General features: G+C 39.5%; 21 protein-coding genes, 4 tRNA genes and 3 rRNA genes. 24 read left to right on the top strand and 4 right to left on the bottom strand.

Annotated elements, in window-relative coordinates; genetic code table 11:
* Window position 1 precedes the first annotated feature (1 nt).
* From mutL to DLD54_RS06090, 16 genes are all read left to right on the top strand, one after another.
* Window positions 2-1882, top strand: coding sequence for a DNA mismatch repair endonuclease MutL (gene mutL, locus DLD54_RS06165; RefSeq protein ID WP_109918621.1), 1881 nt, complete (start codon window positions 2-4; stop codon window positions 1880-1882).
* A gap of 3 nt (window positions 1883-1885) precedes the next feature.
* Entirely contained in the window at window positions 1886-2470 is a 585-nt protein-coding gene (gene ruvA / locus DLD54_RS06160) for a Holliday junction branch migration protein RuvA (RefSeq protein ID WP_109918620.1), read from the top strand.
* Window positions 2471-2505: 35 nt separating this feature from the next.
* Window positions 2506-3528 (top strand): Holliday junction branch migration DNA helicase RuvB, encoded by a 1023-nt coding sequence (gene ruvB / locus DLD54_RS06155; protein ID WP_370448318.1) that lies wholly within the window; start codon window positions 2506-2508, stop codon window positions 3526-3528.
* 66 nt (window positions 3529-3594) lie between these two features.
* The gene (gene yajC, locus DLD54_RS06150; protein ID WP_109918618.1) at window positions 3595-4074 is read left to right on the top strand and encodes a preprotein translocase subunit YajC; all 480 of its coding nucleotides are present in this window, start codon (window positions 3595-3597) and stop codon (window positions 4072-4074) included.
* 141 nt (window positions 4075-4215) lie between these two features.
* A complete protein-coding gene (zwf, locus tag DLD54_RS06145; RefSeq protein ID WP_109918617.1) occupies window positions 4216-5664 on the top strand; it encodes a glucose-6-phosphate dehydrogenase in 1449 nt (482 codons plus the stop codon).
* Window positions 5657-6793: a DNA polymerase IV gene (gene dinB / locus DLD54_RS06140; protein WP_109918616.1), complete on the top strand. Its 1137-nt coding sequence runs from the start codon at window positions 5657-5659 to the stop codon at window positions 6791-6793. Before zwf ends, dinB begins: the two co-directional genes overlap by 8 nt.
* A 54-nt stretch (window positions 6794-6847) precedes the next feature.
* Complete coding sequence (locus DLD54_RS06135; protein WP_109918615.1) at window positions 6848-7804, top strand: DHH family phosphoesterase; 957 nt, start codon at window positions 6848-6850, stop codon at window positions 7802-7804.
* On the top strand, window positions 7797-9158 hold the full coding sequence (locus DLD54_RS06130) for a DEAD/DEAH box helicase (RefSeq protein ID WP_109918614.1): 1362 nt from the start codon (window positions 7797-7799) through the stop codon (window positions 9156-9158). Before DLD54_RS06135 ends, DLD54_RS06130 begins: the two co-directional genes overlap by 8 nt.
* 221 nt (window positions 9159-9379) lie before the next feature.
* Entirely contained in the window at window positions 9380-9898 is a 519-nt protein-coding gene (locus DLD54_RS06125; protein WP_109918613.1) for a TetR-like C-terminal domain-containing protein, read from the top strand.
* 437 nt (window positions 9899-10335) lie between these two features.
* Window positions 10336-11901: ribosomal RNA gene (locus DLD54_RS06120) — 16S ribosomal RNA — on the top strand.
* Window positions 11902-12042: 141 nt separating this feature from the next.
* Window positions 12043-12116: transfer RNA gene (locus tag DLD54_RS06115), tRNA-Ile, on the top strand.
* 42 nt (window positions 12117-12158) lie between these two features.
* A tRNA-Ala gene (locus tag DLD54_RS06110) sits at window positions 12159-12231 on the top strand.
* A gap of 126 nt (window positions 12232-12357) precedes the next feature.
* Window positions 12358-15266, top strand: a 23S ribosomal RNA gene (locus DLD54_RS06105).
* Between the two features lie 72 nt (window positions 15267-15338).
* Window positions 15339-15455: ribosomal RNA gene (gene rrf / locus DLD54_RS06100) — 5S ribosomal RNA — on the top strand.
* The 16S, 23S and 5S rRNA genes sit together here with 4 tRNA genes alongside, the layout of an rRNA operon.
* A 9-nt stretch (window positions 15456-15464) precedes the next feature.
* Window positions 15465-15537 (top strand) — tRNA-Asn (locus tag DLD54_RS06095).
* 9 nt (window positions 15538-15546) lie between these two features.
* Window positions 15547-15636, top strand: a tRNA-Ser gene (locus DLD54_RS06090).
* Between the two features lie 98 nt (window positions 15637-15734).
* Here the strand turns inward: DLD54_RS06090 and DLD54_RS06085 are convergent.
* From DLD54_RS06085 to DLD54_RS06070, 4 genes are all read right to left on the bottom strand, one after another.
* Window positions 15735-16856 (bottom strand): site-specific integrase, encoded by a 1122-nt coding sequence (locus DLD54_RS06085; RefSeq protein WP_109918612.1) that lies wholly within the window; start codon window positions 16854-16856, stop codon window positions 15735-15737.
* Between the two features lie 128 nt (window positions 16857-16984).
* On the bottom strand, window positions 16985-17497 hold the full coding sequence (locus DLD54_RS06080; RefSeq protein WP_109918611.1) for a hypothetical protein: 513 nt from the start codon (window positions 17495-17497) through the stop codon (window positions 16985-16987).
* Between the two features lie 63 nt (window positions 17498-17560).
* Window positions 17561-17818, bottom strand: coding sequence for a hypothetical protein (locus DLD54_RS06075; RefSeq protein WP_109918610.1), 258 nt, complete (start codon window positions 17816-17818; stop codon window positions 17561-17563).
* A gap of 149 nt (window positions 17819-17967) precedes the next feature.
* Entirely contained in the window at window positions 17968-18318 is a 351-nt protein-coding gene (locus tag DLD54_RS06070; RefSeq protein WP_199692041.1) for a helix-turn-helix domain-containing protein, read from the bottom strand.
* 270 nt (window positions 18319-18588) lie between these two features.
* Here DLD54_RS06070 and DLD54_RS06065 point away from each other — a divergent pair, with 270 nt between their 5' ends.
* From DLD54_RS06065 to DLD54_RS06030, 8 genes are all read left to right on the top strand, one after another.
* A complete protein-coding gene (locus DLD54_RS06065) occupies window positions 18589-18804 on the top strand; it encodes a helix-turn-helix domain-containing protein (RefSeq protein WP_109918609.1) in 216 nt (71 codons plus the stop codon).
* A gap of 20 nt (window positions 18805-18824) precedes the next feature.
* On the top strand, window positions 18825-19094 hold the full coding sequence (locus DLD54_RS06060) for a helix-turn-helix domain-containing protein (RefSeq protein ID WP_158593324.1): 270 nt from the start codon (window positions 18825-18827) through the stop codon (window positions 19092-19094).
* A gap of 225 nt (window positions 19095-19319) precedes the next feature.
* A complete protein-coding gene (locus tag DLD54_RS06055; protein ID WP_109918607.1) occupies window positions 19320-19670 on the top strand; it encodes a hypothetical protein in 351 nt (116 codons plus the stop codon).
* Entirely contained in the window at window positions 19667-20146 is a 480-nt protein-coding gene (locus DLD54_RS06050) for a siphovirus Gp157 family protein (protein ID WP_109918606.1), read from the top strand. Before DLD54_RS06055 ends, DLD54_RS06050 begins: the two co-directional genes overlap by 4 nt.
* Before the next feature lie 9 nt (window positions 20147-20155).
* On the top strand, window positions 20156-20422 hold the full coding sequence (locus tag DLD54_RS06045; RefSeq protein WP_109918605.1) for a hypothetical protein: 267 nt from the start codon (window positions 20156-20158) through the stop codon (window positions 20420-20422).
* 5 nt (window positions 20423-20427) lie between these two features.
* Entirely contained in the window at window positions 20428-21813 is a 1386-nt protein-coding gene (locus tag DLD54_RS06040) for a DEAD/DEAH box helicase (RefSeq protein WP_109918604.1), read from the top strand.
* Window positions 21810-22541, top strand: coding sequence for an AAA family ATPase (locus DLD54_RS06035; RefSeq protein WP_109918603.1), 732 nt, complete (start codon window positions 21810-21812; stop codon window positions 22539-22541). Before DLD54_RS06040 ends, DLD54_RS06035 begins: the two co-directional genes overlap by 4 nt.
* Window positions 22541-23110 (top strand): single-stranded DNA-binding protein, encoded by a 570-nt coding sequence (locus DLD54_RS06030; protein ID WP_109918602.1) that lies wholly within the window; start codon window positions 22541-22543, stop codon window positions 23108-23110. The genes DLD54_RS06035 and DLD54_RS06030 overlap by 1 nt, the downstream gene beginning before the upstream one ends.
* Window positions 23111-23114: the final 4 nt, after the last annotated feature.

Raw genomic sequence — 23114 nt, 5'->3', positions numbered from 1 at the left:
CATGGCACAAATACATGAGCTAGCAGTTAATCTGGCTAATCAGATTGCTGCTGGAGAAGTAATCGAAAGGCCAGCAAGCGTAGTCAAAGAATTGGTCGAAAATGCAATTGATGCTGGTAGTAGCAGGATTAGAATAGATTTTATTGATGCCGGTTTAAAACAGATCGTAGTTCAAGATAACGGATCTGGTATTCCCAGTGATCAAATTGACTTAGCTTTTACTAGGCACGCGACCAGTAAGATTAAAAATGAACACGATTTATTTAACGTCAGTACCTTGGGATTTCGGGGAGAAGCTTTGGCGTCAATTGCTGCTGTCAGCCATGTTGAAATTTTAACCAACGCAACCGGTAAAGTTGGCACGCGTGCCCAATTTTCAGCGGGGATTAAAAAAGGGCAAGAGGAAGCCGCAGCAGTACAAGGTACACAAATAACAGTCAAAGATTTATTCTATAACACGCCTGCACGGTTAAAATATTTACGTAGTCCGCGCACTGAAATTATGAAAATTGTTGATATAGTAAACCGCATAGCTTTAGGTTATCCAGATATTGCCTTTACTTTGATGAATGAAGGAAAGTTGTTACTTAGAACCGCTGGTAACAATAATTTACGCCAGACGGTTTCCAGCGTTTATGGCCGTCAAGTTGCCGAAAAAATGCTGGAATTTAAAAGTAGCGATAATGATTTTGAAGTTAGTGGATTAATTTCTAAGCCGGAACTGACTAGAGCAACCCGTAATTTTATATCTATTATGTTAAATGGACGTTATATTAAAAATTTTAGATTATCTAGTGCAGTGATGGATGGCTATGGCAATAAACTTTCTGATAAACATTATCCCTTTGCCGTTGTGAGAATTAAAACAGATCCACTTTTAGTAGATGTGAATGTTCACCCGACAAAACGAGAAGTCCGTCTTTCCAAAGAAACTGAATTAAGTCGTTTAATCACTAATGCAATCAGTACAGCGCTTTTAATTAACGAAAATGAAGTTGATGCTGTCAATAATTTGACCGCCTCTAAAACAGAGACTTTGGTTGATCAACTTAAATTTAATTTAAATAAGAATGTAGTAGAAACTAAGAGAACCCCTGAAGTCGATGAGATTCGGGAAAATGAGCCAGATAAGATTAAGAATATCAAACACACGCGTTATGTAGACCTAAACATTCCACGCGATGATGATCGTTACTTAATTACTTCTACTTGGACTGACAATGTTAAAAAGCAGTGTCAACTAACACCTTTTAGTAGTAATAATTCGACTGCCGCCGTTATTTCAGCTGGCGATGAACTTTTAGCAAGTAGCCTGCCGGAATTAACCTTTGTTGGTCAGACAGCTACATATATTATTGCGGCAAATGCTGGTGATTTGTACTTAGTTGATCAAGTGACAGCGAGAAGATTACTCGCTTTTAAAAAAATAATGCGCGATCTAGCCAGTCCGCAAATTAATCAGCAGGGATTATTAACTCCCTTAATTTTAGAATTTGGGAATCTGGATTATTTACAAATAAAAAACAAGATGGCAGATATTCAAAAAATTGGTATCTACTTGGAAGAATTTGGGCAAGATACCTTTATTTTACGGTCTTATCCTACTTGGCTTGGTCGAGATGTTGAACAGTCTGTGCGTCGCATTTTAGATTTTTTTATTAATGTTGATCAGGGCAGTAATGCTAGTTTGATTAAAAGAATTGCAGCGCAAGAGGCACAGAAAAAAATAGCTGGTCGCCAAAAATTAACAACTGCTGACTGCGGCGAAATTTTAACCAGTTTAAGAGAAATTAGTGATCCGTATCATGATGCTCAAGGAAACTTGGTAATTGTGCGTTTGAAACAGAATGATATACGTAAAATGTTTAAAAGGAATGAATAGTTAATGTACGAGTATTTAGATGGCACGATTGCCTTTATTAGACCAAATTACATCGTGGTTGATGTAACAGGTATTGGTTATAAAGTATTTAGTCCTACGCCTTTTGCTTATGAAGAAGGACAAAAAGCACGTGTATTTATTGAACAAATTGTGCGGGATACAGGGATTACTCTTTATGGCTTTCAATCGGCAGATGATAAAGAATTATTTTTAAAATTGTTGAGCGTGAGCGGGATTGGTCCCAAATCTGCCTTGGCAATTATGGCGGCCGAAAATAGTAAATCACTTGCCGAAGCAATTGAAAAGGGCGAGGTTAAGTATTTAACTCATTTTCCAGGTGTAGGCAAAAAAACTGCTTCTCAAATCGTCTTGGATTTAAAAGGTAAGTTGGGAGATTTTGTTAAAAAGGCTAATTCAACTGTTTTGCCAGAAGTATCACCGGAATTAAACGATGCTTTATTGGCTTTACTGGCGTTGGGTTATACTAAAAAAGAAGTTGACCGTATTACACCGGCTTTAGTTAAAGAAGATAAAACCACTGCGGATCAATATATTAAAAAAGGTTTGGCTCTACTGTTGAAGAAGTAAATCTTGTTATAATATAATTAAGGTTTTAAAGGGAAGTGAGATTGGTGGCAGAAGATAAAAACGCAATAGTTTCTGGAAAAGTTCAGGGCTCAGAAGATGAGCAGGCTGATTTTTCTTTGCGTCCGCAGACTTTAACTGAATACTTGGGTCAAAAACGAGTGAAACAAGAGATGGCGGTATATATTAAAGCGGCAAAGAAAAGAGACGAAGCTCTTGACCATGTCTTGTTATATGGGCCTCCAGGTTTAGGTAAGACTACTTTAGCTTTTGTTATTGCTAATGAACTGGGTGTAAATTTAAAGAGTACTAGCGGTCCAGCTATTGAAAAGGCTGGTGACTTAGTAGCCCTACTAACTGATCTTGATCCCGGAGACATTTTATTTATTGATGAAATTCATCGGCTAGCCAAACCCATCGAAGAAGTGCTCTATTCTGCTATGGAAGACTACTATGTTGATATTGTGATCGGTGAAGGACAAACTACCCACGCCGTCCACGTACCGCTGCCACCATTTACTTTAGTTGGCGCAACTACTTTAGCCGGCCAGTTGTCAGCACCATTAAGAGGACGCTTTGGGATTGTTGAGCATTTGCAATATTACACTGTTGCAGAACTGGAAAAGATTATTTCCCGCTCCAGCAAGGTTTTTAATATTGAAATTGAGCAAAAGGCAGCACATGAATTAGCCAGAAGATCACGAGGTACTCCCAGAGTAGCGAACCGTTTATTAAGAAGGGTCAGAGACTTTGCCCAAGTTAAAGGTGAACAGGTTATTTCGTTTGCTACTACTGCTGATTCTTTGAAGCAATTACAAGTTGACGATGAAGGCCTAAATCAAACGGATCGTAAAATTTTACGGGTAATTATTGAAAATTATCATGGAGGTCCCGTGGGTATCAGAACTTTAGCAGCTAATGCAGGGGAAGATGTAGAAACCATTCAGTCTCTTTACGAACCTTATTTAATGCAAAACGGGTTTTTGTTAATGACACCTAGGGGTAGAATGGCGACAGAGAAGGCCTACATTCATCTGGGATTGCCTTTGCCAGACAAATAATGCAATTATGCGTTATTTTTTGTATAATGAATAATTAGGAATTAAAATTAATTGAGGAGTGTAAAAGTGAATACATTATTTTTAGCTAATGCTAATGCTGGTGGCGGAAATTTGATGATGATAGTATTTATAGTTGCTATCTTTGCCGTAACATATTTCTTCATGATTAAGCCACAAAAAAAGCAGCAACAAAAGAAAATGGAAATGATGAACCAATTAAAAAAGGGTGACAATGTGGTCTTAATTGATGGCTTGCACGGTAAAATTGATTCTGTTAATACAAAAGACAAAACAGTAGTAGTTGATGCTGACGGAATTTATTTGACGTTTAGCAGGATGGCTATTCAGCAAATTTTGCCAAGTAGCCCAGCTTCAGCCGAACCTGTTTCCGCAACTCCAGCCGATACTAAAGCTGAAGATCAAGCAGAAAGTGAACCTGAAAAAGAACCAGATTCAGAGCAAAAACCTGAAGCTCCTGCAGACAAACCTACAGAAGAAAAACCAGCTAGTCAATCTTCTGATGCTGCTGATGATCAAGAAAAATAACAAAGAATTGTGTCCTTAAAGGGGCACTTTTTTATTGGCTTATTTTGTTAATAATGGTTTATTATTGCGCAAAGTGTCAGTTTTTTAAAAAAATAGTATAAAATGATACTAGCACATATAGGTATCAGAAAGGATTTTCTCATGAAAAATATTCCAGTTATTATGATTATCTTTGGTGGTAGTGGAGATTTAGCACACAGAAAACTGTATCCTGCGTTATTTAATTTGTATGAGCAAGGTTTAATTCACGATAATTTTGCGGTAATTGCTACTGCACGTAGGCCTTGGTCGCACGAATATTTGCGTGGACAAGTGTGTGATGCGGTTCACGAAACTCACAGTGAAGTTAATGAAAATAATTTAGCTGAGTTTGCCAGTCATTTTTACTATCAATCTCATGATGTGACAAATGTAGAACATTATGAAACTTTGAAAAATTTAGCTCAGGAACTGGACGATCGCTATAGTTCACAAGGTAATCGAATCTTTTATATGGCAATGGCTCCTAGATTTTTTGGTACAATTGCCGAACATATTAACGACCAACACCTAACCAGCTCCGGCTTTAACCGAATTGTTGTTGAAAAACCTTTTGGTCGTGATCTTACAAGCGCAGAAGAATTAAATAAGCAAATAACAGCATCATTTGCTGAGGATGATATTTTTAGAATTGATCATTATTTGGGTAAAGAAATGGTGCAAAATATCTTGCCGTTACGCTTGACCAATCCATTGATTAAGAATGTTTGGAATAATGAAAATATTAAAAACGTCCAAGTCACTCTAGCTGAAAGGCTGGGTGTTGAAGCTCGTGGGGGTTACTATGAGACTTCAGGAGCTTTGCGTGACATGGTTCAAAATCATATTTTTCAAATAATTACATTACTGGCTATGCCAGAACCCAAAGATTTAACTTCAAGAAGTATTCATGAGGCAAAGCAGGAACTATTAAGCAGCCTGGTAATACCCTCTGAAAAAGAAATTGCCGCTCATTTTGTCAGGGGCCAATACTTAGGTAGTGATGTTACTTTTGGCTATCGCCAAGAACCAAATGTAGCAGAAGATTCACAAACAGAAACTTTTGTCGCTGGAGAAGTAAAGTTCAAAAAGGGTCCATTAGCAGGAACACCAATCTACTTTAGAACTGGTAAAGAAATGAGGGAGAAGAAAAATAGAATTGACATTGTATTAAAGCATAAATCTAATCAATATGGCAGAGCTCATTCTAATAACATTACAATTATTATTGACCCGCAAATGCAAATTTTTATCACTATTAATGGTAAAAAAATCAATGAAAGTGGCATTAGACGGGAAAATATGAGCTATCTTTTTTCGCAAGAAGAGCAAAATCAGGTGCCGGATGGCTATGAGCGCTTGTTACATGATGTCTTTATCAATGATTCCACCAATTTCACCCACTGGAGTGAACTAAAGAATTACTGGCACTTTATTGACCAGATTGAAGAAGCCTGGCAAAAGGAAAATGAACAACGTCATGAGCCTGAGCAATATTTGCCATATAGGATGGGACCTAAAGCAGCAAATAAAATTTTTGAAACACCGACTGAGCGCTGGATTTATGACTAAATTTGATGATGGCCTGCTACCACAAAATGACACGCACAGAAAGATCATTCACCTTGATATGGATGCTTTTTATGCTTCTGTTGAAACTCGCGATCATCCTGAACTCAAAAATAAAGCACTAGTAATTGGGCAAGATCCGCGTGACTATCACGGTCATGGCGTTGTGGCAACAGCAAACTATATTGCGCGTCAATATGGTGTCCATTCAGCAATGCCGTCAATTAAGGCACTTAGACTGATACCCAAAAACAAGTTGGTATTCATGAGTCCAGACTTTACCAAATACCATAAGGTTTCAACGGAAATACACCAGTTAATGCACGAAAGTACAGATAAGGTGCAATCTATCGCGCTTGATGAAGCATATTTAGATGTCACTGAAAATAAGCAGGGTCTTTCTTCCGCGCTTCAAATCGCAATTAATTTACAAACCAAGATTAAACAAGAGGTAGGCTTGAACTGTTCTTTCGGTGTAACTTACAATAAATTTCTCGCAAAGATGGGTTCTGAATACTCCAAACCTTTTGGTCGCACCATTATTTTGCCTGACGAAGCGCAAGAATTTTTGGCTAGGCAAAAAATTGCCCGTTTTCATGGTATTGGTCCAAAGACCCAAGCCAAATTAGCAGAGATGGGTATCTATACAGGACGCGGCTTGCAAAAAATACATGTTCGTGATTTAATTAAACATTTCAACCGTATGGGCTATTTGATGGCTGAACATGCAAATGGTATCGACTTGTCACGGGTAATACCAGACGATGAGCGCAACCGTAAATCAATTGGCATTGAACGTTCTTATGAACCCAGTGTCTATAATGAGCAGACTGCACTTACTAATTTGCGCAATTATGTTAATGATTTAGCGGATAAACTAAGCGAGCGCAATTTTTATGCTAATACGATTGTTTTAAAAATTAGAAATAGTGCGTTTAAAACTGTTACTAAAAGACGTAAACTTGAACACGCTACGAATAATCCTTTGGAAATTTATGATGCTGCTAAAGATTTGTTTGACCCAATATCAAGCTCCTTTTTAAACGACGGTATTAGGCTTCTAGGAGTAACGGCTACTGATTTTTCTGAAGCAGATTATGAAAATATGGATTTAAATCTATTTACTAAATGAGCTATTTTATTGTTAAACTAAATATTATGATTTGCTAAATAAAGGAGTATAGATATGAGCACTTTTGACCAAATTTATCAAAAAATCACACAATATGACACCATCATTCTACACAGGCATACTAGCCCTGATCCAGATGCTTTGGGCTCACAGGCGGGGCTGGCTCGTTCTTTAAAATTGCAGTTTCCGACTAAGCAAATTTTATGTGCCGGTGAAAATGATGAAGGCGATCTTGATTGGATTAATAAAATGGACCAGGTCACTGCCGAGGATTATCAAGGCGCTCTGGTGATTACCACTGATACCGGGAATACAGCTAGAATTTCAAATAAAATGTATAGTAAGGGTGCTTTTTTGATTAAAATTGATCATCACCCGGATGTTGAACCGTATGCGGATATGAGTTATGTTGACGATCAAGCGCCTGCCGCATCACAAATTATTGCCGATTTTATTATTAGTGAAAAAATGCCGTTAACAAAAGAAGTAGCATATCCGCTTTATGCCGGTATAGTTGGTGATACCGGTAGGTTCATGTACCCAGAAACGTCAGAGCATACTTTTAAAATTGCAGCTAAATTGGCAGCTACTGGTATCAATATCAATGAAATTGCACGTAACATTAGTGATGTTACTTTTGAACAGGCAAAATTGCAGGCAATCGTTTTGGATTATATGAAAGTTGATCCTAGCGGTGCTGCTTATGCAGTTTTAACTCAAAAAACTTTGCATGAATTAGGTGTTGACTCTGATCAGGCTTCCTGCACAGTTTCTACTCCTGGGCGGATAAAAGACATTATCGCCTGGAACGTATTTGTAGAAAAGCCTGATGGTACTTTTAGAGTCCACTACAGGTCAAAAGGTCCCGTAATTAATGAACTGGCTGCTAAACATGATGGCGGCGGGCATGCTTTAGCAAGTGGTGCTAATGCTCAAGACATGGCTGAAGTTAAGCAAATTTTTGCCGAATTAGTTCAAGTAACCAAGGAATACCAAGAGGAACATGAATAATATTTTTGAAAACGAACAGTTAAATCCAGCAATTAGGCAAGGTTTAAAAAAGATCAATTTTGTTAAACCGACAAAAGTTCAGGAAAAAGTAATTCCCGTTTTATTGGCGCACAAAAATGTGGTGGTACAGGCTGTCACTGGATCTGGTAAAACTCACGCTTTTTTGCTTCCGGTAATGAACGAAATTGACACAAACTTGCAATATCCCCAGGCAGTTTTAACAACGCCTAGCCGTGAACTTGCACAGCAATTGTATCAAGTGACCAGGCAGTTGCGGGATGCAGCAGGATTGAATATTTCTGTTGCGCATTTAGCTGGCGGAACTGACCGTGAAAGGCAGATAGAAAAAATTAACCGCCGTAAACCTCAACTCATTATTGCTACTCCTGGACGTTTGCATGATTTTGTCGAAAAAAAGGTTTTACCGTTAGATTATGTTAAAAATTTTGTCATTGATGAAGCTGATATGACGCTGGACATGGGATTTTTAAGCGATATTGATTTTATTGCTCAGCGTCTAATGCGGGATTGTGTCTTAGCAGCTTTTTCAGCCACCATTCCAGTGAAACTCGCTAATTTTTTGCGCAAATATATGTCTAAACCAGAGACAATTATCATTGATAATCCTGCTGTTATTTCTCCCACAGTTAAAAACGATTTAATTGATATTGGCGCTAAAAAACGCGAGAAAGTACTTTACCAAGTTCTAACTCTCGGTCAGCCATATTTAGCATTGATTTTTGCTAATACGAAACAAACAGTAGACGAATTGGCTGCTTTTCTTACTAATCAAGGGCTTAAAATAGCTAAAATACACGGCGGGATAACTGAACGTGAACGGAAAAGGACTTTGCGCGAGGTTGAAGCAGGCCAATATCAATACGTTGTGGCAACTGATCTCGCTGCTCGCGGTTTAGATATTAAGGGCGTTAGTTTGGTTGTCAATTATGAAATTCCACGTGAACTAGAATTTGTCGTCCATCGTATTGGCAGGACTGGTCGGAATGGGATGAGTGGTCACGCAATTACTTTAATTCGCGAAGAAGAAATGGATCGCATTCTGAAATTGGAAAGAATGGGTATTCAATTTGATTTTGTTGAAGTTAAAAATGGTGCTCTGGTACCACGAAAGCACTACCATAGTCGTAATTCTAGGCAATCAGCTGCTCACAGTTTAGATAATAAAATGAGGGGCATGGTTAATAAAGCGAAAAAGAAGCGCAAACCTGGTTATAAGAAAAAGATTAAACGTGCTATTCAGCAAGATAAAGCCCAGAAAAATAAAATTGAACAGCGCAATAAGATTCGCAAGGCAAAAAGGCAAAGAAAAAGACGTCGTGAAGACCAATCTTAATAAAAAAGACTAAATAAAAAATTAGCCGCACTTTTAAAACTAATAAATCAGTGTTTATTAATCTGGTTTATTAGTTTTTTGATTGCTTATTTTTATAAAACGGCTTTATTTGCAGAATTCAGAAACTTTTAAAAATTAAATCATTTTTTTACCAGAAACTATTGCGTGTAACCGTCATCATTGATATATTTATAATACCATAAGTAGAAGTGAGGAAGGAAATGGGACTAACAAAAGCTGAAGAAGTATTGGTGACGGGATTGTCGAAGTACAGTGTAAACAAATACACTGTAACAAACTTCTGTAAAGAACTAAAAATTAATCGTGTAGCTTTCTACAAAAAATACCGCAATATTTGTGATTTGTTTACTTCGGTTTTAGCGTTGCAAACAAGAAGGACCCTTCGCGTCATTGGTAGTGAAAATATGGATCGCATGTTTTATAGAATGCTGGCTAAAATTCAAGATAACAAGATTTTTTACGCCAATTTAAATCGTATTGCACAAGATCCAGCAGAATTTTGCCGCGTCTTAAGTAAAGAATATGCCTATGCGATTGAAATGTATATGAGACCGCGGGGCGCATTTTCGGTTCGAAAAGTCGAAATGGTAGCAAATGGTGTTTATGCCATAATTTTTAATTGGGTACTAAATGAGTGTAAGGCTGATATCAGAGATATTTACCAAAGCATTCATTTGCTGCTCTACCATATAGAAAAAAACGTTAAAAAGCACTCATAACTATACCTTTTTGTAAGAATGTTAGAAATAACATTCTTTTTTTACAAAAAAGACTTGCAAAAAGGAGAAATACTTGCTAGTATTAATAACTGTCGTCGGGCAATGAGCCGCAAGGCAAGAGGAGCCAAGGGGCGACAAAAAAATCGAGCAAAACCAGTTGACAAAAAGCGACAGGTTTAGTAAGATAATAAACGCTGTCAGGTAAGACGGCTCGAACAAGTCAGAAAAAAGTGCTTGACAAAAGCAGCTGAATCTGGCAAAATGAAAAAGCTGTTTTAAAGAAGACAGCAGGTAGTACCTTGAAAACTGAACAATGTTTTCGCAAAAATGTGCGGGTTTAAAGAACCCAAAACAAAAGAGCGAAGTCAATTTCGCAAGCAAATAAATCCGAGATGCGAATCTTGGAACGAATGAGCAAACATTCAAACAAACATTTAAAAAATGAGAGTTTGATCCTGGCTCAGGACGAACGCTGGCGGCGTGCCTAATACATGCAAGTCGAGCGAGCAATTTTGACGGAATACTTCGGTAGGAAGTCAGAAGCGCGAGCGGCGGATGGGTGAGTAACACGTGGGCAACCTGCCCTTTAGCTTGGGATACCACTTGGAAACAGGTGCTAATACCAAATAAGCAGCACGAGCGCATGCTCAAGCTGAGAAAGGCGGCTTTCGAGCTGTCACTAAAGGATGGGCCCGCGGTGCATTAGCTAGTTGGTAAGGTAACGGCTTACCAAGGCGATGATGCATAGCCGAGTTGAGAGACTGACCGGCCACATTGGGACTGAGACACGGCCCAAACTCCTACGGGAGGCAGCAGTAGGGAATCTTCCACAATGGACGCAAGTCTGATGGAGCAACGCCGCGTGAGTGAAGAAGGTTTTCGGATCGTAAAGCTCTGTTGTTGGTGAAGAAGGACAAGGGTAGTAACTGATTCTTGTTTGACGGTAATCAACCAGAAAGTCACGGCTAACTACGTGCCAGCAGCCGCGGTAATACGTAGGTGGCAAGCGTTGTCCGGATTTATTGGGCGTAAAGCGAACGCAGGCGGGAGAATAAGTCAGCTGTGAAAGCCCCCAGCTTAACTGGGGAAGTGCAACTGAAACTATTTTTCTTGAGTGCAGAAGAGGAGAGTGGAACTCCATGTGTAGCGGTGGAATGCGTAGATATATGGAAGAACACCAGTGGCGAAGGCGGCTCTCTGGTCTGTAACTGACGCTGAGGTTCGAAAGCATGGGTAGCGAACAGGATTAGATACCCTGGTAGTCCATGCCGTAAACGATGAGTGCTAAGTGTTGGGAGGTTTCCGCCTCTCAGTGCTGCAGCTAACGCATTAAGCACTCCGCCTGGGGAGTACGACCGCAAGGTTAAAACTCAAAGGAATTGACGGGGGCCCGCACAAGCGGTGGAGCATGTGGTTTAATTCGAAGCAACGCGAAGAACCTTACCAGGTCTTGACATCTAGTGCCAGTCCTAGAGATAGGATGTTTCCTTCGGGAACACTAAGACAGGTGGTGCATGGCTGTCGTCAGCTCGTGTCGTGAGATGTTGGGTTAAGTCCCGCAACGAGCGCAACCCTTATTATTAGTTGCCAGCATTAAGTTGGGCACTCTAATGAGACTGCCGGTGACAAACCGGAGGAAGGTGGGGACGACGTCAAGTCATCATGCCCCTTATGACCTGGGCTACACACGTGCTACAATGGTTAGTACAACGAGCAGCGAACCTGCAAAGGCAAGCGAATCTCTGAAAGCTAATCTCAGTTCGGATTGCACTCTGCAACTCGAGTGCATGAAGCTGGAATCGCTAGTAATCGCGGATCAGCACGCCGCGGTGAATACGTTCCCGGGCCTTGTACACACCGCCCGTCACACCATGAGAGTCTGTAATGCCCAAAGCCGGTAGGATAACCTGCAAAGGAGTCAGCCGTCTAAGGCAGGACAGATGATTAGGGTGAAGTCGTAACAAGGTAGCCGTAGGAGAACCTGCGGCTGGATCACCTCCTTTCTAAGGAAAAGCAAAGGCCGAGGCGGAGAGTAGGAATACTAAGAGAAGCCGAGGCAAGAGCAAGGAAAGCACATGAGTAGCGAAGACATTGTTTAGTTTTGAGGGTAATACCTCAAAGAAAAGAGCAGATACGCTAGAAACGGGCCTATAGCTCAGCTGGTTAGAGCGCACGCCTGATAAGCGTGAGGTCGATGGTTCAAGTCCATTTAGGCCCATAGGCAAGAAGAAACAAGCGTGTCTAACAGAGAAGAAACATTGGGGGCTTAGCTCAGTTGGGAGAGCACCTGCTTTGCAAGCAGGAGGTCATCGGTTCGAACCCGTTAGCCTCCATTGGGTCTGGTAAAAACAGATCCAATGAGTTAGTACATTGAAAACTGAATATAATCCAAGAAAAACCGAGAAACAATCAAAAGAGAACAGATTGCTAAAGAGCGACCGAGAGAGTATCTTGAGTAAGGTCAAGTAAAGAAGGGCGCACGGTGAATGCCTGGGCACAATGAGGCGAAGAAGGACGTGACGAACCACGAAAGGCTTCGGGGAGCGGTAAGTACGCAGCGATCCGGAGATATCCGAATGGGGGAACCCAATGCATGCAGATGCATTACCAAGCGGTGAATAGATAGCCGGTTGGGGCAAGACGCAGTGAACTGAAACATCTAAGTAGCTGCAGGAAGAGAAAGAAAGATCGATTTCCCTAGTAGCGGCGAGCGAAACGGAAAGAGCCCAAACCAGATGATTTATCATCTGGGGTTGTAGGACTGCGACAAGGCAGCGCAAAGGATAGCAGAATTATCTGGGAAGGTAAGCCAGAGAGGGTGAGAGCCCCGTAAGCGAAATCCGGAGCGCGCTGAGCAGGATCCTGAGTAGGTCGGGACACGAGGAATCCCGATTGAAGCAGCGAGGACCATCTCGCAAGGCTAAATACTACATTGTGACCGATAGTGAACCAGTACCGTGAGGGAAAGGTGAAAAGAACCCCGGGAGGGGAGTGAAAGAGAACCTGAAACCGTGTGCCTACAAATAGTCAAAGCCCATTAAGGGGTGATGGCGTGCCTTTTGTAGAATGAACCGGCGAGTTACGTTAATTAGCGAGGTTAAGTCAGAAAAGACGGAGCCGGAGCGAAAGCGAGTCTGAAGAGGGCGCGAGAGTTAGTTGATGTAGACCCGAAACCAAGTGACCTACCCATGACCAGGTTGAAGGTGCGGTAAAGCGCACTGGAGGACCGAACCCACGTAAGTTAAAAATTGCGGGGATGAGTTGTGGGTAGCGGTGAAATTCCAAACGAACTTGGAGATAGCTGGTTCTCTCCGAAATAGCTTTAGGGCTAGCCTGGTGCGAGGATGATAATGGAGGTAGAGCTCTGTTTGGACGAAGGGCCCGTCAGGGGTTACTGAATTCAGATAAACTGCGAATTCCAGATATCAAAGCACTGGAGTCAGACTGCGAGTGATAAGATCCGTAGTCGAAAGGGAAACAGCCCAGATCACCAGTTAAGGTCCCCAAATCTATGCTAAGTGGAAAAGGATGTGGAGTTGCGTAGACAACTAGGATGTTGGCTTAGAAGCAGCCACCATTAAAAGAGTGCGTAATAGCTCACTAGTCGAGTGACGCTGCGCCGAAAATTTACCGGGGCTAAGCATAGTACCGAAACTGTGGATGTGCAGTAATGCACGTGGTAGGAGAGCGTTCTAAAAGCGGCGAAGCTTAACTGAGAAGATAAGTGGAGCTTTTAGAAGTGAGAATGCCGGTATGAGTAGCGCAAGATAGGTGAGAATCCTATCCGCCGAAAGACTAAGGTTTCCTGGGGCAGGCTCGTCCGCCCAGGGTAAGTCGGGACCTAAGGCAAGGCCGAAAGGCGTAGTCAATGGAGAACAGGTAGAGATTCCTGTACTGCGCAGCTTCGTTAATAGCGAAGGAGGGACGCAGGAGGCGAAGGACGCATGGCGCTGGAAGCCATGTTTAAGCGTCAAGTGTGGATATGAGTCAAATGCTTGTATCCGAGAAGCACAAGGCGTGATGAGGAGCGAAATTAAAGTAGCGAAGGTCCAAGAGTCACACTGCCAAGAAAAGCTTCTAGTGAGAAGCTGCGTACCCGTACCGCAAACCGACACAGGTAGTCGAGTGGAGAACACTCAGGTGAGCGAGAGAACTCTCGTTAAGGAACTCGGCAAAATCGCCCCGTAACTTCGGGAGAAGGGGTGCTGGTGTAAGAGCCAGCCGCAGTGAATAGGCCCAAACAACTGTTTATCAAAAACACAGGTCTCTGCAAAGTCGTAAGACGACGTATAGGGGCTGACACCTGCCCGGTGCTGGAAGGTTAAGGAGAGCTGTTAGCGCAAGCGAAGCAGCGAACTGAAGCCCCAGTAAACGGCGGCCGTAACTATAACGGTCCTAAGGTAGCGAAATTCCTTGTCGGGTAAGTTCCGACCTGCACGAAAGGTGTAATGATTTGGGCACTGTCTCAACGAGAGACTCGGTGAAATTATAATACCCGTGAAGATGCGGGTTACCCGCGACAGGACGGAAAGACCCCATGGAGCTTCACTGCAATTTGATATTGGGCAGCTGTTAAACATGTACAGGATAGGTAGGAGCCGGAGAAGATAGCACGCCAGTGTTATCAGAGGCAATGTTGGGATACTACCCTTGTTTGATGGCTGCTCTAACCAGGGCCTCTAAGCGAGGCATGGGACAGTGTCAGACGGGCAGTTTGACTGGGGCGGTCGCCTCCTAAAGTGTAACGGAGGCGCCCAAAGGTTCCCTCAGAATGGTTGGAAATCATTCACAGAGTGCAAAGGTATAAGGGAGCTTGACTGCGAGAGCGACAACTCGAGCAGGGACGAAAGTCGGGCTTAGTGATCTGGTGGTACCGTATGGAAGGGCCATCACTCAACGGATAAAAGCTACCCTGGGGATAACAGGCTTATCTCCCCCAAGAGTTCACATCGACGGGGAGGTTTGGCACCTCGATGTCGGCTCGTCGCATCCTGGGGCTGAAGTCGGTCCCAAGGGTTGGGCTGTTCGCCCATTAAAGCGGCACGCGAGCTGGGTTCAGAACGTCGTGAGACAGTTCGGTCCCTATCCGTCGTGGGCGTAGGAAATTTGCGAGGAGCTGTCCTTAGTACGAGAGGACCGGGATGGACATACCGCTGGTGTACCAGTTGTCTTGCCAAAGGCATCGCTGGGTAGCTAAGTATGGTCGGGATAAGCGCTGAAAGCATCTAAGTGCGAAGCCCCCCTCAAGATGAGATTTCCCATACGAAAGTAGTAAGACACCTCAAAGACTAAGAGGTAGATAGGCTGGGAGTGGAAGAGCCGTGAGGCTTGGAGCGGACCAGTACTAATCAGTCGAGGACTTGACCAGAGCTTAGCAGCAGTCAAGGTTTTTCAAGCGGATTATATTTAGTTTTGAGTGTAAAAGCTCAAAGGAAAAAAGTACGGTGGCAAGAGCAAGAAGGAAACACCTGTAACCATGCCGAACACAGCAGTTAAGCTTCTTCACGCCGAGAGTAGTTGGTGGGAGACTGCCTGCGAGGGTAGGACGCTGCCGTGCTTTTAGTATTCCGGCTTAGCTCAGTTGGTAGAGCGCTTGACTGTTAATCAAGATGTCGTCAGTTCGAGTCTGACAGCCGGAGTTCAATTTTGGAGTGTTGTCCGAGTGGCTTAAGGAGCATGATTGGAAATCATGTATATGGGTTAATCCTGTATCGAGAGTTCAAATCTCTCACACTCCGCTAATAGTAATAAAAAGCTTGTAATATCAACTGTTACAAGCTTTTATTATGCTTTCGCACGGCATTTGCACGGCATAAAAGTATAAAAAATAAAAAAGCTAAATATTTAACTCTCTAATTGAATTAGTGGCATCAATTTTATTTTGATCATTTAGATGAGTATAAATGTCTAAAGTCATCTTAATATCTTCATGTCCCATTAACATTTGAACTGTTTTTGGTTTTATGTTTGTTTCACTTATTAGCAAAGTTGCAAATGTATGTCTGAAACCATGGATAGTAATTCGCCTTAAATTAGGATTCTTTTTGTAAATTGCATTTAGCCATTGAGCAGGTTTTGTTAATGTACACCATTTTCCATTAGCTCCGTGAAAAAGGTATTTATAAATAACTTTTTGAGATTTTTTGTAGTTTATTAGCGTTTCATGTAAATTGGCTGATATAGGCAAGATCCGTTTGGACATCTTACTTTTAGGTGGTTGCATGATTGTTTTACTATTTAACCCATAAGCCAGAGTTCTATTTACAGATAAAGTATTTTTAGTTAAGTCAATATCTTTCCAGGTCAATGCGAGTGCTTCAGAACGTCTTAATCCTGTTGAAGATAATAATTTAAAATAAGTGTACGCAGTTATATCATATTTTTTTGCGGCAGCTAAAAATTCTTCGAGTTCTTGTTTAGAATAAACATTATGTTCTATATCTCGACGGGGACGTGATGTTTTATTCGGCATTATAATTTTTCTAATTGGATTTTGTTCAACATAACCTAATCTAATAGCATGCTCAAAAAGTGTACTCAATAATCTAACAACATCTTTATATTTAACAATTTCTTTTGCTTTTTGATTGGCAAATTTTTGTACTGCCTTAACCTGTATTTTATCCATAAAACGATTTCCAAATATAGGCTTAATGTGGTTTTTATACAATTGCCAAGTTTTATTTGCTGTTGACTCTTTAACTTGACCTTTATAGTTTTCAAACCATAAAGAGTACATTTCATCTGTTTTTATTTGTTTAGGCTTTTGGTAACCTTGAGTACCGTTTGCTCTTAATTGGTCGTAAGTGGTTTTAGCTTCATTATAACTGGGAAAACCTTGGCGGGTAATGTTAACCCGTTTGCCATTAGCATCTAAACCTAAGTATAAATGGAACTTAAACAAACGCTCACCACGCTTATTTTTATATTCTTTTATATGTGGATCTCTTTTAGGCATTTTTTATCCTTTCTAATATGTTATAATTAAATATGCAAAAGGGCATTGCTCTCTTGTTTTACACAAAGCTTTTAAGAATTAGTTTTCCAGACGATCTCTTAGAAGCTTTTTTATATTGCAATAAAAAATTATTTTATATTAACTTTAAATTTAGCTGATTTAGAATCAAAATCAGTTAACGGTTTAAAATGCATCTCAAAAGAACCAAGTTTTTTTGTTCCAAAACCAGTTATAACGTCTGCTTCTTTGCCTGGAGCAATTGAATCAAGTGTAGTATCGTTTACTGGATAATCTTTAAGTTTCGAATTATCAGGGCCATATGCATCTACATCGCCACCAATAGGTAGATCTTTTTTGCTATCATTCTTCACATGGTAGACTATTTTAATTACATGTTTAGGCTTGCTATCCTCAAATTCATTGCGTTCACTAGTTTTAGCTGCTGATTTGAGTGTGTATTCCACCTTACCAACTTTTACAGTATCACCTTTTTTGTAGAACTTAATTTTGGGTTGTGCTTTTTTCTTTGAAGATTTAGTTACTTTTGTTCCGCCTTGAGTGTCGTTATTAGAACTGCTGCAAGCCGTTAATGATACTGCTGCTAAAATTGTAGTAGCCATTATTAGTAATTTCTTATTCATCATTTCCTCCTAAAAACATTTACCTTAGGTTTTTTGTCGCTGGCTTTATGGACATTACATAACTTAAAAAACAAGATCATTTTTTTGTTCAAACAATTCAACTGCATCTTTGAACATTCTTTCAGGTATTCCATACCGTTGAATAAATTGTATCGGTTCGTCAAATGTATCAAATTGATTTGAAGCATATTCGTAAATTAAATTAAGAGAATATAAATCAGCTAGTCGTTCTTCTGAATTAATGGGTTTTCCACAGTAAAATGCACCATTAACATCACCATTGATAATATGACCAATTTCATGACCAATAATAAAAGGCAATTAAAATTTATTTTTACTGTTTTGGTTTATAACTATCAATTTCTTATCAGGTAAAGCTACTGATTGGTAACTTTGCTCTCTTCGAATTAAAGCGCAGCTAATACCATGGTCAAAAGCGTATTTTAAAAGGTATTTTACTAAGTCTTCCATCACTCACCTTTACCCTTTCTAATATCACTGTCCATTAAGTTGCGTATAACATCAAGATACTCCTTAGGCACCGGTTTGCCACGATATGAATAAATAGTTTCGTCATCCGTGATGTCAACATAAGGATGGCTTTCTTTATTTACAGTAGGTGAAGGATCATCGGTATTACCTAAGAGGTAGTCAGTTGATGTATGTAAAACCTTTGCTACTGTTCTAAGCTTTTCAGCTGTCGGTGCTTGTTTTTTCCAATGATATATAGTTCTAGTTCCTAAACCAGCTTTATCATTTACCTCAATTAATGATAAGCCATGTTTTCGAGCTAATTCTTTTATGCGTTCAAATGTTGTCATATAAGGCTCCAATGGAAAGCAACAAAAATATTTCGCAAAATTCGCAAATTTAGCTTGAAAAATTCGCAATAATGCGTAATAATATATTTGTCAAATAAATTACTTATAAATTTGAATAAATAAAAAAGTATTGAACAGTATGGGGATACCTTTCAATCGCTTATTTATTATACTTTTATATTCGCACTTATGCGAATTAAAGTCAATATAAATTCGTAATTTATTGACAAAATTATTTACACTTTTGTTTTAGGAAGAAGGGAGTGAGCTATGTTGCCAGCAGAACAGGCTCTTGCAGAAGCAAAGTCAAAGATTTTTAGTGTTATCAAAATTGAAATGATTCGTCAAGGCTACACAGTTTCAAGTTTGGCAGAGCTATTAAATGTTAATCGACCGACTATTAGCTATGCAATTCACGGTGGGACTACACCACGTGATATTTCTGTTAGGAAGAAAGTTTATAAGGTTTTGGGGATGAATAGTTAGTTAGAAGGAGGTGAATGAAGATGGAAGTAAAAGTTCCGATTAATATTCCCGATGATCAACTCCTTCATGCAGTTGAATCAATTTTTAAAAAATATGGTTTAACTGAAAGTCAAGACACGAGTTGGATGAATCAAACTAATGCTAGAAAATACCTTAATGTTTCTAAAGCAACCTTTTATAGGTGGGAAAAAGCAGGAAAAATTCCATTTAGCCTAATAGAAGGAGTTAAACGCTATTCAAAAAAAGAGCTAAACAAAGTAATGGATGAACACAGAGTGTGTATGAGGTAGAAATTATGGAAAGGATATTAGAAAAATGGCAGCATTTTTTAAACATATACACCGACATAAAACTGAAAAGCAAAAGATCATTATTAATCTCATTAATAGTAGCTATTGTTGGGCTGGTGTCAACGATTTACATTCTCCGCTTACCAGAATACATCCCAGGAACATAAAAAAGTCCGACTGCAATCGGACTATTAAATATTGGTAATACTAAGGAGATTATAACATATGGAAGTAAAAGATGGTAATGAACTAAAGCAAGCTATCCATGACATTAATGTTCAAGAAGAATTAACTGAAATTGCTAAAGAAGATCCAGATGCAACATTAATTGGTGATTCAGAGAACTCAATAATCTCGAGATTAGCAACTGGAGGAAAAGTCTATAAGAATGAAGGACAATTTCTAAAGCATCGTTTAGAAGTTAACCACGGCTCTCTAGATAAATTGTGTGAAGAATTAGATTACGATCCGTATGATTTTTTAACAGATTCTTGTGATATTGATGATGGAGATAGTTTTTCATCAATAATTGAATGGGCATACGGGAGTGAAAGGATAGGCGATGCTTTAAAATGAAACTCTTTGAAATAAATGATGCTATCAAAAAGGTAGCTGATAAAGATGATATTGATCCAGAAACATTAAAAGATACGCTTGATTCTTTGAAGCTAACTAGAGATGACAAACTGGATGGATTAGCTGGCTTAATTGAACGAGACACCGCAAACATTGATTTTTTGACGAACAAAATTAAGCAGCTTACAGAGCAGAAACATCATTACGAAAATCAGAAAAATAATTTGCAAAATTATATGACTGAAGTGATAGATGATGCCGGTATTAAAGAGCTGCATACTAAGCATTACATTTTAAAGCCACGTAATTATAGGCAAAAAACCATTATTTCAGATGAACGTAAATTACCTAAAGTTTATATCGTAACCAAAGAAGTTTCGTCAATAAACAAACGAAAACTCTATCAAGATATGAAAGATGGTCAAAATATACCGGGTGCACATTTAGAACCCAATAGAAAAACAACAATTAGCTAGGAGATTTTTATGATAAATGACGAATTTTTAAAATGGCAGGAAGAAACTTTTAAAGCAATTGAGCTTTGGACTATCCGTTTAAAGAACGAGGCTTTAAAGCAAAACACCTATAAAGGTGCGATTAATTACCTTGATATAAATTATCCTAGTCCAATATGCGCACATGAAGGATCACCTAGCGAACAGTTTCAATCAGTGATTAGATCCATGTTTGAGGAAGCAAAAAAGATGGTTTATGACGAAGCACAGTTGCAGGAGATAAAACATGGTAAATAATAAACATGTACGAATTAAGACCATATCAAAACGATTTAATTCAGCGAATTACTAAATCAATGCAGAAGGGGCACCATCACATTATTGTGCAGTCACCACCTAGAACAGGCAAGACAGTGGTAATGGCAGAAATTGCTAGGAGAACAACAACTAAAAACAATCGCGTAATGTTTGTTATTCACAGAAAAGAAGTATTGGATCAAGCTAAGGCTACTTTCAAAGCACAAGATGTTAAGCCTAACTTTGCAACTATGGGGTTGGTGCAGACGCTTTGCAGAAGGGTAGATAAATTGCCTGAGCCACAATTGATTCTGATTGATGAAGGTCACCACGCTCTTGCTAAAAGCTATCAGAAAATACTAAACAAATTTAAAAATGCTTATGTATTATTCTTCACAGCTACTCCTAGGCGAACTGGTCAAAAACAATTAGATCAGATAGCAGACGATATTATTGTCGGGAAATCAATTAAAGAATTAACTAATGAGGGCTTTTTAGCACCATTCAGGTATTTCCAACCACCAAATGATTTTAATAGTAAATTACTAAAACGCAGTTCGACAGGTGATTACACTAATAGATCAATGAATGAGGCAATGAGCAATAAGATTTTTGGACATGTCGTTAAGCAATATCAGCGGATTGCCAAAGGGATGCAAGCAGTGGTTTATACCTATTCCATTAAATCAGCAAAGAGGGTGGCTCAAGAATTTAACGATGCAGGAATTGAAGCAAAAGAAGTTGACGGCAAAACACCAGCAGTTGAAAGGGATGCAATTGTTACTGATTTTAAAAATCAGAGTTTAAAGATATTGGTTAACGTCAATTTGTTCACTGAGGGCGTTGATTTACCAAACGTTGATTGCGTAATCATGGCTAGGCCTACCACATCATTAGCATTGTATTTACAGTTTTCAATGCGCTGCTTAAATCCTAGACCAGGAAAGACAGCAATAATTATTGACCACGCTAATAACGTGCAGAAATTTGGCTACCCAGACGATGACCGAGATTGGAAACAGGCAGTAGTTAGTGGCACGAAATCAGTTTCAAAAATAAATACCGATCACGGCATGGCAATTATAACTTGCGACTATTGCTTTGCAGTTGCGAAAACCAGTGAGGTTAAAAATGGCAAGTGTCCACTCTGCGGAAAGCCAATCAAAGTTCACGAGGCAAAACAGGTTAAAGATGTTGATTTAGTTGAAGCAAAAAATCGTAAAAAATTAATAGCGGAAATAGTAAAAAGCGATTTACTTAAAAAAGTCGCAAACATGAAAGTTAGTGAATTAAAATCTCCAGCCGAATTTAATACTTATGCAAAATTGCATGGCTATAAGCCAGGATGGATTTATTACCAACTTAAAATGAGAGGAATGATTAAGAAATGATAGTTTTACCTAAACCAAAAAAATTAGAACCAAAGGCACAGCCACACAACTTTTTCATCTGGGGAGCACCAATGAGTGGCAAAAGTTACTTTGCGAGCTTTTTCCCGAATCCAATTGTGCTCAATACCGATGGCAACAGCGATCAGGGAACCGCACCAGCGTTTCAAATTAGGAATTTAAGAGATAAAAATGGCAAGCCAACGCAATTAGTTACCCAACAGCTAGACGATATTATCTTAGCTTTACAAACAGAAAACGAACAAAGAAAACCAGAGGAGCAATTCAAAACTATTGTAGTAGACGTGATAGATGACATTATCGTTATGCTTGAGCAGGCAATTTGCTGGGATAACAATGTTAAGTCATTAGGTGATATTCCATACGGCAAAGGTTATGCATTATTTAACACGGCATTGCAACAGCTAGTAATGGATTTGAAAGCTTTGCCGATGAACATCATCTACATTAGCCGAGAAAATTCAATTACAGATGACAACACTGGTGCTACTACTTACCATCCTTCATTGAAAACCAAGTACTTCAATGTTGTGAACGGTAACTGTGATGTTGAAATTAGAACTAAAAAAGTTGGTGACGGTGTTAATGCTTCCTATTTCAGAGAAGTAAAAAGCCTAAGGACGCAGTACAATCCGAAAAATATTACAGACCATCGTATTTTGAAACTGCTGGAAACATGCAACGGAATTTTTAAAAAGGAGAGTAAATAATGAGTCTTTTAGATGCAATGAACGAATTAAAGCAAAAAGGTTTTAATCCAAAAGAGGGTAAGGAATATAACCCATACGAGCCGATCCCAGATGATACTTATTTAATGAGCTTTGACAATGTGACTCATAATGCCAAAGGCGATCGAGATTTCCTGATGTTAACTTTTAGCGTCATCCAGGGTGAATATGAAGGCAGGCAAGAATCGATTTTCCCATCACTTGCGCAAACAAAAGCTAATGGTGATCCAATGCCTAATTCAGTTATTGCTAGAAGCATTTCTGAAATTCAAATTATTGGAGAAACTCTTGATAACCCAGTGCCCGACAAGTGCTTTGCTTTTGAAAATGAAACCGAGGCTTATGATGCAATTGCCGAAGCACTGCAGCCAGCATGTGGCAAGGTCTTAAAAGTGACTATCAAAACTACCCCTAATAAGAAAAATCCACAATATCCATTTAGGAATTATACGTTTGAAAAGCATGAACAACCGCAAGTAGCCGATGCCAAGGATCCATTTAATGGAACAGGCGATACTGTTGACATTAACGATGACGACTTACCATTCTAGGAGA

The organism is Lactobacillus helsingborgensis, assembly GCF_003173695.1.
GTDB lineage: Bacteria > Bacillota > Bacilli > Lactobacillales > Lactobacillaceae > Lactobacillus > Lactobacillus helsingborgensis.
Note: the sequence above shows the minus strand (reverse complement) of the source record. Positions and strands in the feature narration are given on the sequence as shown.

Coding starts and splice junctions, on each gene's coding strand:
- mutL (WP_109918621.1), top strand. CDS start 2: ATGGCACAAATACATGAGCTAGCAGTTAATCTGGCTAATCAGATTGCT.
- DLD54_RS06080 (WP_109918611.1), bottom strand. CDS start 17,497: ATGAATAAGAAATTACTAATAATGGCTACTACAATTTTAGCAGCAGTA.
- DLD54_RS06040 (WP_109918604.1), top strand. CDS start 20,428: ATGTACGAATTAAGACCATATCAAAACGATTTAATTCAGCGAATTACT.
- DLD54_RS06135 (WP_109918615.1), top strand. CDS start 6,848: ATGAGCACTTTTGACCAAATTTATCAAAAAATCACACAATATGACACC.
- DLD54_RS06085 (WP_109918612.1), bottom strand. CDS start 16,856: ATGCCTAAAAGAGATCCACATATAAAAGAATATAAAAATAAGCGTGGT.
- DLD54_RS06125 (WP_109918613.1), top strand. CDS start 9,380: ATGGGACTAACAAAAGCTGAAGAAGTATTGGTGACGGGATTGTCGAAG.
- DLD54_RS06065 (WP_109918609.1), top strand. CDS start 18,589: ATGTTGCCAGCAGAACAGGCTCTTGCAGAAGCAAAGTCAAAGATTTTT.
- DLD54_RS06030 (WP_109918602.1), top strand. CDS start 22,541: ATGAGTCTTTTAGATGCAATGAACGAATTAAAGCAAAAAGGTTTTAAT.
- DLD54_RS06060 (WP_158593324.1), top strand. CDS start 18,825: ATGGAAGTAAAAGTTCCGATTAATATTCCCGATGATCAACTCCTTCAT.
- DLD54_RS06130 (WP_109918614.1), top strand. CDS start 7,797: ATGAATAATATTTTTGAAAACGAACAGTTAAATCCAGCAATTAGGCAA.
- DLD54_RS06045 (WP_109918605.1), top strand. CDS start 20,156: ATGATAAATGACGAATTTTTAAAATGGCAGGAAGAAACTTTTAAAGCA.
- DLD54_RS06050 (WP_109918606.1), top strand. CDS start 19,667: ATGAAACTCTTTGAAATAAATGATGCTATCAAAAAGGTAGCTGATAAA.
- DLD54_RS06070 (WP_199692041.1), bottom strand. CDS start 18,318: ATGACAACATTTGAACGCATAAAAGAATTAGCTCGAAAACATGGCTTA.
- dinB (WP_109918616.1), top strand. CDS start 5,657: ATGACTAAATTTGATGATGGCCTGCTACCACAAAATGACACGCACAGA.
- DLD54_RS06035 (WP_109918603.1), top strand. CDS start 21,810: ATGATAGTTTTACCTAAACCAAAAAAATTAGAACCAAAGGCACAGCCA.
- ruvA (WP_109918620.1), top strand. CDS start 1,886: ATGTACGAGTATTTAGATGGCACGATTGCCTTTATTAGACCAAATTAC.
- DLD54_RS06055 (WP_109918607.1), top strand. CDS start 19,320: ATGGAAGTAAAAGATGGTAATGAACTAAAGCAAGCTATCCATGACATT.
- zwf (WP_109918617.1), top strand. CDS start 4,216: ATGAAAAATATTCCAGTTATTATGATTATCTTTGGTGGTAGTGGAGAT.